We start from the raw sequence: 14,275 nt of genomic DNA on the forward strand, positions 1-14,275 counted from the left end.
CGTCAGGCCGTGCTCGACCGGAGGCTCGACCGGATGCCGCTCCACACCCTGCGGCTGGTCCGGCCGGCACCGCGGCCCTTCGTAGGCCCACGAGAGGGTTTCCGCCTTCGGTCCGTGGAGTCACGGCCGTCCGATGACCGGGACTTCCCGGGAGCGCGGTCAGCCCTGCGGCACCGGGCACTCGCGCGTTATCGACACGGTGTCGACCCACACGTCGAAGAAGAGGTCGTAGTGGCCGAAGTCCCCGGCGTCGTCGCGCGCGCTGAGAGTGAGCCTGTGCGTCCAGCGCGGGATCTGTTTCGGATCGTCGGGCCTGGTCCGGGCCGGCTGCCTCGGCGGCCCGAAATCGCCCACCTGGTCCCAGGGGATCCGCAGGCTCTGGCCCGGATAGGGATCGTCGCCCATCCCGAAGACGTCGCCCATGACGAACCCGAAGGCGAAAGCCAGGGTGTCCCGGAACCACGTCTCCTCGGTGACCGACTCGGCCGGAAGCCCGGTGAGCGCGCCGAGAAGCTGCCCGCCCTTCTGCGCTATCTGGTCGGCGAGGTTGCGCGCGACGCCGTCCACGTCGGCGAAATCGTCATGCTCGATGAGCGTCCCGACGACGACCACGTCCTGGATCGGGCCTTCGTACAGCAGTTGGTCGGTCGTCCAGATCCGCGAACCGCGCTCGCCCATGCTCAGGGTCCCGTCGCCGCCCGGGAAGGAGTGGGTCTTCAGTGCGCTGTTGCTGGGCCCGATGAGTCCGACGACCCCGTAAACCTCGTCTTCGCCTTCCTGGCGTGACACGCACTCCAGCCCCACGAAATTGACCTTCATCACCTTGTTGGTCAGAACGTGACACTGGCCGTGATGCTTCACCGTTATCTTTCCCGACCGGAAATCTGCTTCCCAGTCGGTGCCGTTCTTGCGCACACTCAGCTCTGGGGTCCGGGGCAGGCCGAGCGAGCTTCTCGGGCCGCCTTCCGCGTTCCAGACGGCTCTGATCGCGCGCTCGGCCGTGATCTTCTCCATCGCCTCGGCGATTCCGCCGTGTTCTCTCTCCGTAATGATTCTGGGGAGGCGGATGTGGGGATTCTCCGGCTCTCTGAACCTGTTGATGTCCGGGTCTCGTGGGGGCATCGCTCACTCCCTGGGGTGGGAAGCGGAACAAGGGCGGAGCTCCGAGGGCGCCCGCGGCGGAGGGCGGCGTCACCGGGGAGAAACCTCAAAAGATCGCGTGCGGACCCCGGCGGTCGGCCGTCAACCCGTCGATCGGCTTGATCTCGGCGGCGAAATCGTGATCAGTATCTTTACATATGACACCGGTCCATTCCAGGGACCTTCCGGCATTCTCCGTCGCCGCGCGTCCGCCCCCTGGAATCCCCCGGACGCGTTCTTTCCAAAACCCCGCCGGGCCGCATTCTTCCGAAAACCCCGGATTCTTCCGAAAATCCCGGCGGGCCGCGGAGCCGACGGGGTCAGCGGCTGACCCCGTCCGCCGGGCTCAGGAGGTCCAGGTCGGCGCGGCGGGGGAGGCTCTCCCAGTCGCCGTCCGCGGCGACCGCGAAGGCCCCCGCCGCGCACGCGGTCGCCAGGCGGCGTCCGGGGCCGGCCTCCTCCAGGGTCTCGGCGAGCCAGCCCGCGGCGAAGGCGTCACCGGCCCCCACGGGGTCGAGCTCGGTGACGGGGTAGGGCTCCGCATGCCGTACGGCCCCGCTGGAGAGCTCCACCGCGCCGAGCGGGCCGCGTTTGATGAGCACGTGACGCGGGCCGAGCTCCGACAGGGCCCTGGCCAGGGCGACCGGGTCCGCGCCGTCGACGATCAGGCGGGCCTCCGCCTCGGTCGCGAACAGGACGTCCGTCGCCGCGACGGTCTCCCGCAGTACGGCGGAAGCCTCGTCGGGCGACCACAGGGCGCGGCGGTAGTTGATGTCCATCGACACGGTCGCGCCCGCGTCGCGGGCCTCGGCGACCGCGGCGCGCACCGCCTCCCGGGCGGAGGCGGACAGCGCGAGCGTGATCCCCGTGACGTGCAGCACGCGCGCCGAGCGGACCAGTGAGAGGTCGAGGTCCGCGGGCCGGAGCCGGGATCCGGCGCTCCCGGAGCGGTAGTAGCGCACGTCGACCATCTCGGCGGTGCGCCGGTTCTTGATCATCAATCCGGTGGGGGCGTCGGGGTCGACGACCATCCCCCGGACGTCGACGCCCTCGCCCGCCAGCGTCGAGCGGAGCAGCTCCCCGAACTCGTCGGCGCCCACCCGGCCGATCCACGCCGCGCGCCGGCCGAGACGGGTGACGCCGATCGCCACGTTCGACTCCGCGCCCCCCACGCTCAGACCGAAGTCGCGAGCGTGCCGGAGCAGGCCGGTACGCCGCGCGGTGAACAGCGCCATGCTCTCACCCAGCGTTACCAGATCGATCATCAGAAATTGGTCCTTAGGAGCTCGTCCATGCCGGTCAACGGGTCGATCTCAGCTTCTTCAACGGGTCGATCCCAGCTTTCTGGAGATGCGCAGCGCCGTCTCCGCCACCAGCGGCCCCAGATCGCGGACCCGCGCGGCGGTGATCCGCGAGGTGAGGCCGGAGACGGAGATGGCCGAGGTCGCGGTGTCGGTGTGGTTGAAGATCGGTGCGGCGACGCAGCGCACCTCGGGTTCGTTCTCGCGGTCGTCGACCGAGTAGCCCCGCTGCCGGATCCGGCCCAGCTCGGCGCGGAGCCGGTCGGGGCCGGTGATGGTGTGGCGGGTGATGTGCGGCATCCCGGCGGCCACGACCCTCTCGACGTCCTCCTCCGGCTGCCAGGCGAGGATCGCCTTGCCGACGGCGGTGCAGTAGACGGGGGCCCGGCTGCCGATCCGCGAGGCCATCCGCACGTTGGTCTCGTTCTCGACCTTGTCGATGTAGACCACGTCCGGCGGGTCGTAGACCACGAGGTGGACGGTCTCCCGGACCTCGGTCATCAGCCGGTGCGACTCCTCGGCGGCCACCGTCCGCAGGTCGAGCGTGGCCAGGTAGGACTGGCCGAGGCGGAGCGCGCCGTGCCCGAGCCGGTAGGCGCCGCTCTTGCGGTCGCGGTCGAGGAGCCTGGCCTCGATGAGCGGGGCGGTCAGCCGGAGCACCGTGCTCTTGGACAGGCCCAGCGCCTCGGCGAGCCGGGTGAGCGACAGGCCCTGGCCGGCGCCCGCGTGGTCGCGCACGTGTTCCAGCACGGCGAGGGCACGCCGGAGCGAGGCCGACTGGTTGCGTTCCGGGGCAGGTTCGTTCATCACGGCCTCAGGGAGGATTCGGTGGGTCGAACACGCAGGTCAAATTAGGGGAGTCGGAGCCCCCAACGCTACTTTGCAACACAACGTTCTGCACTGCACAACAAAATACGCTCCCTCTTCCGGTGACCGGCGGCCCCTTCCTAGGGTCTGCCGCCAACAGGAGGAGAAAGTCGTGAAGATCCTGAATTGGGCAGCGGCAGGTGTGGCCCTGCTGGCCCTCGCCGCATGCGCGCCGTCCACCGCCCCGTCCGCGAGCGGTGGCGACGACAAGTCCGGGACCCTGCGGGTGTGGCTCTTCGACGAGCCCAACCGCGCTCCCAAGGAGAAGGTCGTCGGAGAGGCGATCAAGGAGTTCACCGCCGCCAACGCGGACGTGAAGGTCGAGGTCACCTACATCCCGACGACGCCGGCCCGGCACGAGAAGTTCAAGGGCGCGTTCAACGACCCGGCGAGCGCCCCCGACGTCGCCGAGTACGGCAACACCGACCTCGCCGAGTACGCCGCCGCGGGAGGCTTCGCCGACCTGGGCGCCGACCTGCAGAGCTGGCCGGAGGGCAAGGACGTCGGCGCCGACCTGCTGAAGTCCGCGACCGTCGACGGCAAGGTCTACGGTCTGCCGTGGTACATCGGCATCCGCGCCCTCTACTACCGCACCGACGTCTTCTCGGAGCTCGGCCTCAAGCCGCCCACGACGATCGAGAGCCTCACCTCGGCCGCCCGCGAGATCCGCAAGAAGAAGCCCGACCTGTACGGCCTGGCCGTCGGCGGCGAGTACACCTTCGGCGCGCTCCCGTTCGTCTGGGACGCCGGCGGCGACATCGAGAACCTCAACAGCCCCGAGTCCCGCAAGGGCGTGCAGGCCTACACCGACCTGCTCAGCGACGACAACTGCCCGCCGCAGGCCTGCGCGAGCCTCACCGGCGGCAAGACCGTCGAGCTGTTCGCCAGCGGCAAGGCGGCCATGGGCATCCTCGGCAACTTCAGCCGCGCCGCGGTCGACGCGGGCGCGGCGGCGGGCAAGTACGCCGTGCTGCCGCTGCCGGGCGCCAAGGAGGGCTCGATCGCCCCGGCCTTCTCCGGCGGCAACAACCTCGGCGTCATGAAGAACAGCAAGCACCGCTCGCTGGCCGTGAAGTTCCTGCAGCTGCTGGGCGGCAAGGCGTACCAGACCAAGATGTACGAGGCCATGGGCAACCTGCCCACGCTGACCTCGGCCCGTGACGAGCTCGCGGCCAAGGACTCCTTCCTCAAGCCGTTCCTCGACACGGTCGCGGCCGGAACCCGTTTCGTGCCGATCGACCCGGCCTGGGTGAAGATCGACAACCAGAAGGTCATCCCGACCATGCTCCAGAGGATCGCGACCAAGCAGGCCACCGTCGAGCAGGCCACCGACGAGGCCGCGGCGGCGGTGAAGGCCGCGTTCGGCCGGTCATGACGACGGTCACCACGGCGCCGGCGGGCCCGGGCACCCGGGTCCGCCAGGCACCGCCACGTCCCGGGGGCAGGCTCCGGCCCTGGCTCTACCTGCTGCCGTCGGCGGCGGTGCTGCTGCCGCTCTTCGGCTATCCGATCTACATGCTCGGCCTGCTGTCGGTGTTCGACTACCGGCAGGCGCAGGTCAGCGGGGGTGAGCCGACGCGCTTCATCGGCGCCGACAACTACACGGCGCTCCTGGGCGACCAGCGCTTCTGGTCGGTGCTGGGGCAGACCGTGGTGTTCGCCGCCGCCCTGGTGGTCGCGACGCTGGCCGTCGGCGCGGCGCTCGCCGTCGTGCTGACCAGGGCCGGCCGGGTGCCCCGCCTGCTGCTGTCGCTGGCGGCCATGGCGGCCTGGGCCGCGCCCGCGATGACCGGGGCGACGGTCTGGATGTTCCTCTTCGACGCCGACCTGGGCCTGGTCAACCAGCTCCTGGGCATCGAGGGCTACAACTGGTTCTACGACAAGTGGGTCGCCTTCGGCATCGTCGGCGCGACCGTGGTCTGGCACTCCTTCCCCTTCGTCATGGTGACGCTCTACGCCGGCATCCAGGCCATCCCGGGCTCGGTGCTGGAGGCGGCCTCGCTCGACGGGGCCTCGGCGTGGCACACCTTCTGGCGGATCATCGTGCCGATGCTGCGGCCGCTGATCACGATCGTGGTCATCCAGTCGATCATCTGGGACTTCAAGATCTTCACGCAGATCTACGTGATGACCAACGGCGGCGGCATCGCGGGCCAGAACTCCGTGCTCAACGTCTACGCCTACCAGACCGCCTTCGGCTCCTCGGAGTACGGGCTCGGCTCGGCCATCGGCGTGATCATGACGCTGATCCTGCTCGCGGTCACCCTGCTCTACATCCGCGCCCTCTACCGCAGCGGGGAGAAGCTGTGAGCAGATCCCGCCTGATCGCCAACACCGTCGCGGTGGCCGCCGCGGTCGTCACGTTCTTCCCGATCTACTGGATGGCGCTCTCGGCGCTCAAGCCCGCCGGTGAGATCCAGTCGCTGGAGGTCCGCCCCTGGACCCTGGCGCCCACCTTCGAGCACTTCCAGCGCGTGCTCGGCGGGGAGAACTTCGGCCGCTACTTCCTCAACAGCCTCATCGTCGCCCTGACGGTCGTCGTCCTGTCGGCGGTGGTGGCCTTCCTCGCCGCCGTGGCGGTGACCCGGTTCCGTTTCCGGTTCCGCACCACCGTGCTGATCATGTTCCTGGTGGCCCAGATGGTGCCGGTGGAGGCGCTCACCATCCCGCTGTTCTTCCTGGTCCGCGACATCGGCACGGTGGTGCCGGGGGTGGGGCTCAACACGCTGGGCTCGCTGGTCCTGGTCCACCTGGCCTGCTCGCTGCCGTTCGCGGTCTGGATGATGCGGGGGTTCGTGGCCGCGGTGCCCGAGGCGCTGGAGGAGGCCGCGATGATCGACGGCGCGAGCCGCCCGGTCATCCTGTGGCGGATCCTGTTCCCGCTCGTCGCGCCGGGCCTGATCGCGACCAGCGTGTTCTCCTTCATCGCCGCCTGGAACGACTTCATCTTCGCCAGGACCTTCATCATCTCGGCCAAGGACAGCCAGACCCTGCCCGCGGCCCTGCTTGTCTTCTTCAAACCCGACGAGAACGACTGGGGAGGAATCATGGCGGCCTCGACGCTGATGACCGTTCCCGTGCTGATCTTCTTCGTGGCCGTCCAGCGCAGGCTGGTGGCGGGGCTCGGCGGGGCGGTGAAGGATTGACCCCCCAGCACCCGGTCCCGCACGGGCAGACCCCCGGGGCACCGGTCTCTCCCGGGCAGACCCCCAGAACGTCTGCCTCTCACCGGCAGCCCTCCACGGAGTCCGCTCCTTCCGGGCAGCCCTCCGGGGCGACGGCCGCCTACGGGCTGATCCCGCGGCCGTCATCGGTCCGGCCCGGCTCCGGCGAGTTCACGCTGACGCCCGGCACCGCCCTCGACGCGCCGGCCGAGCTGGCCGGGGTGGCCGCCTGGCTCCGCTCTGCGCTCGGCCCGGCCGCCGGGTGCGCGCTGCTGCCGTCAGGGGCCGGCGCCGCTGACGGGGACGGCCCCGGAGACCCCGGTGGCCCCGGAGACCCCGGCGGCTCCGGAGACCCCGGCGGCTCCGGAGACCCCGCAGGCCCCGGCGGCCCCGGGGCGGGGGAGGGCCCGGCGGCCGGAGGGGAGGGACGCGTCGTGCTGGCGCTCGGCGCCGACCTGGCGGCCGAGGAGTTCCGCCTCCGGATCACCCCTTCCGGCGTGCGGATCACCGGCGGTGACGCCGCCGGGGTGTTCTACGGTGCGCAGACCCTCCGGCAGTTGCTCCCGCCCGCCGCGCTGCGCCGCGCGCCCGTTGCGGGCGGCCCGCTGACCGTGCCCGCCGCCGAGATCGAGGACCGGCCCCGGTACGGCTGGCGCGGATGCATGCTGGACGTCGCCCGGCACTTCATGCCCAAGGCGGACCTGCTGCGCTTCGTCGACCTGCTCGCCCTGCACAAGCTGAACGTCCTCCACCTTCACCTGACCGACGACCAGGGCTGGCGGGTGGAGATCGCCAAATACCCGCGGCTGACCTCGGTGGGGGGCTGGCGGCCCTCGACCATGCTCGGCTCCCGCCAGCACGGGGCCTTCCTGCCCCGCCCGCACGGCGGTTTCTACACCGCCGACGACGTGCGGGAGATCGTCGCCTACGCGGCCGAGCGGCACATCACCGTGGTGCCCGAGATCGACCTGCCCGGCCACACCCAGGCCGCGGTCGCCGCCTACCCCTGGCTCGGCGTGGCGCCGGCCGAGGGGGCGCCGCCGGTCGAGGTCCGCACCTCGTGGGGGGTCTCCGAGCACGTCCTCGACGTCACCTCCGCCGCGGCGCTGGAGTTCTGCCGTGACGTGCTGGACGAGGTCATGGAGCTGTTCCCCGCCTCCCACGTGGGCATCGGCGGAGACGAGTGCCCCGGTGACGCCCGTGCGCGCGCCGCCTTCGTCACCGCCCTGGCCGAGCACGTCACCGGCCGGGGGCGCGTGCCGTACGCCTGGGACGAGATCCTGGAGTGCGGCGCGGTCCCCGGGGTGACGGTGGCGGCCTGGCGCGGGCCGGGCGCGGCGGTCGCGGCGGCGCGGACCGGCCACCGGGTGGTCTCCTGCCCAGACATGTCCGTCTATTTCGACTACCGCCAGTCGGAGCTGCCGGAGGAACCCATCCCCGTCGGCCCGCCGCTCTCCGTTCAGGACGTCCACGCCTTCGACCCCGAGCCGGAGGGGCTGAGCCCCGCCGAGCGCTCCCGCGTGATCGGGGCGCAGTGCAACGTCTGGACCGAGCACATGGACAGCCCGCGGGCCGTCGACTACAAGGTCTTCCCCCGGCTGTGCGCGTTCGCCGAGACCGTGTGGTCGGCCGAGCGCGCGCCGTACCCGGACTTCGCCCGGCGGCTGGAGACGCACACGGCCCGGCTCGACGCGCTGGGAGTGGAGTACCGGCCCGCGGCGGGCCCGCACCCGTGGCAGAGCCGCCCCGACGCCCCGGGCTGGCCGATCAGCAGGACACAGCGGGAGGCCATGATCGCCGAGTTCGGCGTCGGGGAGGTCCGGGGGTAGGCGGTCGCCGCGCCGCTCATGACCCGTCTCGGCTTGGCGGGATACCGATGATTTTCGCCCGGTCCCGGGGCTAGCTGTCGCTCGGGACGCTTGACAGGCCAAAATTGGTCCGTGGTCAGGATCGGATCGGTAGAGATGAGCGATTGCGAGCGTGGGCAACTTCCGCCAGTGCTGGGACAGCTGTTCGCCGACGGCGGTGACGGACGGACGCTCTCGGCCGAGCTGCCGCCCGGAGACGTGGTCTGGCCCGACCCCGGTTACGCTCGGTTCGCCATCGACCACCGTCCGGCGTTCTGGCTGAGCGACACGGCGGTCTCCGCCGAGCTCTGGGCCGAGCTGCGGGCCGAGCACGGCCGCTCGGGCCTGTGGCCGGTGCTGCTCGAGGACTCCGTCCAGCCGTGGTCGGCCGGGCAGATCGCCCCGGACGCGGCCGCGGAGATCGACAACTACCACGCCGCCGCGTTCATGGCCGAGGTGTGGTCGGACTGGATCGAGAAAGCCCACGCCGACCAGCTCGAACTGCTGGCCCCCTTCGGCCCGCAGTGCCCGGGGCCGGCCGCGTCGGGGGAGCTCGCCGCCGACCCCGGCGTGGTCGCCGACTGGTACGCCGGGCTGGTGGCCGAGCGCAGGACCCCGCTCGGGCTGGTCGCCGCCGAGCGGGGGGCCGACGCGCTGGCCGTGATGGGGTGGCAGGGCGCGCTGAACCACAACGAGTGGATGGTCCCGCTCGCGGCCGTGGTGCGGAGCTGGGAGGACAGGTTCGGGGCGCGGGTGGTCGGCATCGGCTTCAACACCCTGGACCTGAGCGTCGCCGCGCCCCCCGTCACCCCGGAGCACGCCCTGCACGTCGCCGCCGAGCACTGGACCTTCTGCCCCGACAGCGTCATCTACAGCGCCGGGACGCTGACCGACTACGCCGAGCAGATCAGGGGCCGGAACGCCTGGTCGTTCTGGTGGGACTGATCATCGGAGCAGGAAGTCCCGCAGCAGCGGGAGATAGCGGGGCTGCTCGGTGGTGATGGAATGGCCCGTTCCCGCGAGTCGGACGAGCGTGGAGCCCCGCAGGGCGCGCCGGTAGTCCTCGGCCACCTCGGGCTTCAGATAGTCGCACTCGCCCCGCAGGATCAGCGCCGGGACCTCGAGCGCGCGCAGCGCGGGGCGGGGATCGGCGGCCCGTTCGGCATCGGCCGAGGTGAGCTGGTTGACGTAGAAGCCGGGACGGTTGCCGTGGACAGGGGCCGCCGGAGCGCCCGGGCACCGGGTGGCGTCCTTGCCGGTCAGCAGGACACGCCGGAACCACGGGTCGGCCTCGTCGTCGGGCACCAGCGCGTGGGCGGCGTCCGGGTTGACGCCCATCAGCACGCTGTGGACGACCATCCGCGGGGTGCCGGCCAGCTCGTCCCGTAGGCGGGTCTGCGCGGGTGGGAGCCCGCTCCACGGGTCGCCGGCGTCGTGGTCCGGGTAGGCGCCCTCCCAGAGCGGCCCGGGGGAGACGAAGACCGCCTTGGCCACGTGCTCGGGGTGGGCGGCCAGGTAGCGCGCGGTGAGCGAGCCGCCCCAGGATCGGCCGACGAGGATGAGCCTGTCGGCCCCCAGGACGTGCCGGATGGCTTCGAGGTCGGCCACGTGCCGGGCGACGGTGTAGCCGGTGACATCGGCTAGCCGGGTGGACCGGCCCGCCCCGACCTGGTCGTAGGCGTAGACGTCGAAGCCGCGGTCGGCCAGGGCGCGGGCCGCGTCGGGGGCGCCCTCGCCGGGCGTACCCGGACCGCCGTGCAGGAAGATCACCGGCGTGGGGCGGGGCTCGGCCGCCCTGGTCACGGTGTAGGCGATCCTGGAGCCGGTGGGCAGGTCCCAGAAGGCGACGCCGGCCGGGGCCGGGGCCGCCGGGTCCCCGGGCATCGGCCGGAACACGGTGACCGCCGCGGTCGCCGCGACGGCGAGGGCGACCGATCCGGCCAAGGCCGCCGCGACGGGTCCTGAACGGCGGATCACCAGCAGGGCCAGGGCGAGCCGGATCAGCGGGAACCCGGTGACGAGCGTCGCGCCGAGTGCCGCCGCGCAGAGGAGCGGGATCACCGCCGTGACGGCGGCGCCCGCGAAGAAGGCGGCTCCGCCCGCGGCCACAGCCACGATCGCGGCGACCGGGAGCAGGACGCCTCCCGCCAGGCGGCGCACGAGAGCCGGGCGGCGGGAGCCGGTCGGACGCGCTCCGACGGGGGCGGAGCCCGGGACCGCGGTGGTGGCGGGTCCGGAGGCGGAGGTGGCGGAAGTGGCGGGCGCCGAGGGGACGGGGACAGCGACGCGGTGGCCGGGGACGGCGGCGGAGGGGAGGGGCGGCGGGGGAGGGGGCTCGTCTTCCATGGCTCTCACGCTAGGAGCGGGGAACGCGGTGATCGCCCTCCTTCAGGACCGTCCCCACCCCCGCCGTGCGGCGGGGGCCCTCTCGCCCGGGAGACGGATGCCGCCGGTGGGCCCCGTCCGCGGTCGGGACGTCGCGGGAGGCGGGGTCACCGCATCCCGGGACGGACCAGTCCGGCCTCGTAGGCGGCGATCGTGGCCTGGACGCGGTCGCGGACCCCGAGCTGGGCGAGGATCCGCGCGACGTGGTCCTTGACCGTGGCCGGGCTGATCCCCAGGGAGGCGGCGATCTCGGCGTTGGACAGGCCCCGGGCGACGTGCAGGAGGACCTGGGTCTCGCGGGGGGTGAGACCCGCGACGCGGGCGGTGTCGGCCGGGCCGGCACCGGCGGCGAAGCGGTCGAGCAGCCGCCGGGTCACCCCGGGGTCGAGCAGCGCGTCACCCCCGGCGACCACCCGGACCGCGTCGATGACCCGTTCGGGGTCGGCGTCCTTCAGCAGGAACCCGGCGGCTCCCGCGCGCAGCGCCGCGAACAGGTACTCGTCCAGGCCGAACGTGGTGAGCACCACCACCTTCACGCCCGGGACCTCCGCCGTGATCCGGGCCGTGGCCGCGAGCCCGTCGAGGCCGGGCATCCTGATGTCCAGGACGGCCACGTCGGGCAGCAGGGACGCCGCCTGGGCCACGGCCGTCCCGCCGTCGGCGGCCTGGCCGACGACGGTGATGTCCGCTTCGGCGTCGAGCACCGCGCTGATCCCCACCCGGACCACCGCCTGGTCGTCGGCGACCGTCACCCGGATCACGCCGGCCCCACCTCCGGTAGCCACACCCGCACCCCGTCCTCCGTCTCGGTGACCGTACCGCCCGCGGCGTCGGCCGTGGCGCGCACCTTCCGGGCCTCGGCCGGACCGGACAGCGCCAGGCCGTCGGGAAGGTAGGCCACGGTCACCGTCACGCCGCTCATGCCACCAACACCGCTCACGCCGCTCATGCCACCAACACCGCTCACGCCGCTCATGCCACCAACACCGCTCATGCCACTCACGCCGCTCACGCCGCCGGGAAGCATGGCTTCGGCGATCCGGTAGGCGGCGACCTCGACGGTGGCGGGCATCGGCCGGCGCGTCCCCGTGTAACGGACGGCGGCGTGGCTTCTGGCGGCCAGGGCGGAGATCGCGGCGATGACGGGGGGAAGGGCGTCGTCTGCGGGATCGTCGCGCAGCTCGCCGAGGAGTTCGCGCAGCACGGTGAGACCGGCCCTGGCCTCGGCCAGGACGGTGTCGAGGCGCCGCTCGTCGGCCGCCCTGACCGCCGACTCGGCCCGCGATCTGGCGGTACGGCGCAGCCCGGCGGCGATCCGGTCCCGCTCGGCCCGGGCCGCCGCCGCCGCGTCCCGGTCGAGCCGGTCGCGCTCCAGCACCGCGGCGTCCCGCAGCCGGCGCCGCCGCCCGCCGACGGACACGCCCGCGGCCCACACCACGACGGCGGGGACGGCCAACGCCGCCGTGAGCGTCGCCCAGACGGCCACCGGCGGCCCTGTCAAGCCGTCGACCAGGGGGAAGGCGCCCAGGGCCGCCACCGCGAGCGGGGCCGGCCAGCCGCGCCCGCCGTACGCGCCGACGCTGTAGACCAAGGTCAGCTCCACCCACCAGCACAACAGCACCAGCTGCGCCGACTCCGGCGCGGTCCACCCGGCCGCGTCACACCACAGCCAGGCCGACAGCACCGACTGCGCCGCGGCCAGGCTCGGCCACGGCATCTCGCGACGCCACCTCAGCGGCAGGGCGTGCAGTACGAGCAGGACCGACAGCAGCGCTCCGGACGCCGGGGTCGCGAACGGCTCAGGCACCTCCGCGTAGAGCAGCCCGGCTCCGGCGGGCAGCGCCACGGCCAGCACCACCAGGGCCCAGTCCAGCGCCGCCGTCCCCCGCCAGCCCGCCGCACGGCCGTGCCGGTGGGCGTCCCGTCGGCTGTCGCCGTAGCGGAGCCGGGGGAACGGGCGGGGGCGGCCGGGCGCGGGGGCGGCCGTGAGCGGGAGGCGGACCTGGACCGTCCAGCCGCGGGGCGGCGGGGGAGTCCGCGCCGTCTCCGTCGCGGACGCGGGGCCGTACGGCGGGGCGCGGTGCGGGAGGGGGCCGGCACACCGGCCGGCGCGTGGGTCGTCGTCCTGGTGGAGGCGCCGGCCGGCACGCGGATCGTTGTCCGCATCGACGCGCGGGCCGGCGTGCAGGGTGCCGCCGAGGGCGCCGACGGCCCGGCGCAGGGCGGCGAGGCCGGTGCCCGCGCCCAGGCCGGAGACGGCCGCCGGGCCGCCGTCGTCGGTGACCGTCACCACCAGCCAGCCGGTGGCGGCCGACGTGACGGGGCCGGCGGCGGCCTCTGCCGCCGGAGGGCCGGCGACGACGGATGTGACCCCCGGGCCGGTGGCCGGAGCGGGCACCGAGCCGGTGGCGGCCGGTGCCGCCGAGGTGTCGTGGACGGCTTCCACCCGGACGTGGACGGCGGCGCCGGTGGCGTAGCGCATCGCGTTCGTCAGAGCCTCGCGGACCACGCGGAAGGCGACCGCGGCGAGTTCCGGCGGCGCGGTGGCGACCGCGCGGTGGTAGGTCACACCGGGACGGCCGATGAGGAGGGTGTCGATGTCGCCGAGGGCGGGGGCGTGGCCGCGGCGGTCCAGGACGCAGAGGCGGTCGAGTTCGGCCACGGCCTGGCGGCCCGCGTCGGCGGCATGGGTGACGGCCTCGGCGGCGCGGACCGGGTCGCCGAGACGGAGGGCGGCGGCCGAGGCGACCACGATTCCGGTGAGCCGGTGGGCGGCCACGTCGTGGAGTTCGGCGGCGAGACGGTCGCGTTCGGTGATGGCGGCCAGCCGGGGCACGGCCTCGGCGGCGGCCCGGTAGGCGGCGAGCGCCGCACGGTCGGCCCTGCGGCGGCGGTGGGAACGCCCCATGGCCCACGCCATCGCGGCGCCGCCCGCCGTGAGCCCTCCCGCTCCGACGGAGTCCTGGAGACTCCCGCCGTGTATCACGGCCACGAGGGTGACGGCCAGCGCGGCGGCGACCGCTCCGATCGCCGCCGGCCCGGCCGTGCCGTACACCGCCAGTGTGTAGAGGACCGTGAGGAGCACCGCGCAACCGAGGGCGATCAGCACGGGCCCACACTACTGTCGGCATCGCCCGCGGCCGCGGGCCCCGGGCGGTGCTCACCCGGACGGCGGACCCGGGCCGCCCGCCGGATCCGCCGGGACGCCGGGAGCCCGGGGCCGGGAGGAGCCCGTGAACGGTGGGTGTGGGAGCCGTTGACCGGGCTGGGGCCGGTGTCCTCCGCCTGTCGCCGGCGTCGGCGGTGCCGATCTCGTTCCGGTCCTACGGCGGCTGGATGTCATGACCGCGGCTTTGCCCGGAGCGGAGTCGGGCATTCCTGGATCTTCCGGAAAGCAGATGTAGGCCCGGCTGACAGGCGTTTTCCTCGACTCATGGGCGTGTGCGGAGGTAATGAGCGCCGTCGACAAAGGGCCGGCACGCCGGCCGCGGCCATAGTGAGGGAGATCCCGGCCCTGTCCGCCGAGGGGCCGCACCCAGCCAGGAGAATGAGCGTTTCCCCAGCTCAACGG

Annotated in this window: 11 protein-coding genes; 5 read left to right on the forward strand and 6 right to left on the reverse strand. The window is 73.2% G+C overall.

What is annotated here, in order from left to right:
• Positions 1–159 precede the first annotated feature (159 nt).
• From ACZ6R6_RS37720 to ACZ6R6_RS37730, 3 genes are all read right to left on the reverse strand, one after another.
• Positions 160–1,014 (reverse strand): hypothetical protein, encoded by an 855-nt coding sequence (locus ACZ6R6_RS37720; protein WP_306865588.1) that lies wholly within the window; start codon positions 1,012–1,014, stop codon positions 160–162.
• A 446-nt stretch (positions 1,015–1,460) separates the two neighbouring features.
• On the reverse strand, positions 1,461–2,405 hold the full coding sequence (locus tag ACZ6R6_RS37725) for a sugar kinase (protein WP_470101662.1): 945 nt from the start codon (positions 2,403–2,405) through the stop codon (positions 1,461–1,463).
• A gap of 57 nt (positions 2,406–2,462) precedes the next feature.
• Positions 2,463–3,248, reverse strand: a complete 786-nt coding sequence (locus ACZ6R6_RS37730) for an IclR family transcriptional regulator (protein ID WP_470101664.1) — start codon at positions 3,246–3,248, stop codon at positions 2,463–2,465.
• A gap of 172 nt (positions 3,249–3,420) precedes the next feature.
• Here ACZ6R6_RS37730 and ACZ6R6_RS37735 point away from each other — a divergent pair, with 172 nt between their 5' ends.
• The 5 genes from ACZ6R6_RS37735 (at position 3,421) to ACZ6R6_RS37755 (ending at position 9,264) form a co-directional block, all read left to right on the forward strand.
• Positions 3,421–4,683 (forward strand): extracellular solute-binding protein, encoded by a 1,263-nt coding sequence (locus ACZ6R6_RS37735; RefSeq protein ID WP_470101666.1) that lies wholly within the window; start codon positions 3,421–3,423, stop codon positions 4,681–4,683.
• Positions 4,680–5,618, forward strand: coding sequence for a carbohydrate ABC transporter permease (locus ACZ6R6_RS37740; RefSeq protein WP_470101668.1), 939 nt, complete (start codon positions 4,680–4,682; stop codon positions 5,616–5,618). Before ACZ6R6_RS37735 ends, ACZ6R6_RS37740 begins: the two co-directional genes overlap by 4 nt.
• Positions 5,615–6,454 (forward strand): carbohydrate ABC transporter permease, encoded by an 840-nt coding sequence (locus tag ACZ6R6_RS37745; protein ID WP_470101670.1) that lies wholly within the window; start codon positions 5,615–5,617, stop codon positions 6,452–6,454. Before ACZ6R6_RS37740 ends, ACZ6R6_RS37745 begins: the two co-directional genes overlap by 4 nt.
• Positions 6,451–8,301 carry a beta-N-acetylhexosaminidase gene (locus ACZ6R6_RS37750; protein WP_470101672.1) on the forward strand — a complete coding sequence of 617 codons (1,851 nt, stop codon included), beginning with the start codon at positions 6,451–6,453 and terminating at the stop codon, positions 8,299–8,301. Before ACZ6R6_RS37745 ends, ACZ6R6_RS37750 begins: the two co-directional genes overlap by 4 nt.
• 168 nt (positions 8,302–8,469) lie before the next feature.
• The gene (locus tag ACZ6R6_RS37755) at positions 8,470–9,264 is read left to right on the forward strand and encodes a DUF4253 domain-containing protein (protein ID WP_306865602.1); all 795 of its coding nucleotides are present in this window, start codon (positions 8,470–8,472) and stop codon (positions 9,262–9,264) included.
• Here the strand turns inward: ACZ6R6_RS37755 and ACZ6R6_RS37760 are convergent, their stop codons facing one another.
• From ACZ6R6_RS37760 to ACZ6R6_RS37770, 3 genes are all read right to left on the reverse strand, one after another.
• A complete protein-coding gene (locus ACZ6R6_RS37760) occupies positions 9,265–10,665 on the reverse strand; it encodes an alpha/beta fold hydrolase (protein WP_470101674.1) in 1,401 nt (466 codons plus the stop codon).
• 146 nt (positions 10,666–10,811) lie between these two features.
• Entirely contained in the window at positions 10,812–11,465 is a 654-nt protein-coding gene (locus ACZ6R6_RS37765) for a response regulator (protein WP_470101676.1), read from the reverse strand.
• Positions 11,462–13,813 carry an ATP-binding protein gene (locus tag ACZ6R6_RS37770; RefSeq protein ID WP_470101678.1) on the reverse strand — a complete coding sequence of 784 codons (2,352 nt, stop codon included), beginning with the start codon at positions 13,811–13,813 and terminating at the stop codon, positions 11,462–11,464. The genes ACZ6R6_RS37765 and ACZ6R6_RS37770 overlap by 4 nt, the downstream gene beginning before the upstream one ends.
• Positions 13,814–14,275 lie beyond the last annotated feature (462 nt).

Source organism: Streptosporangium sp. NPDC048886 (assembly GCF_055586905.1).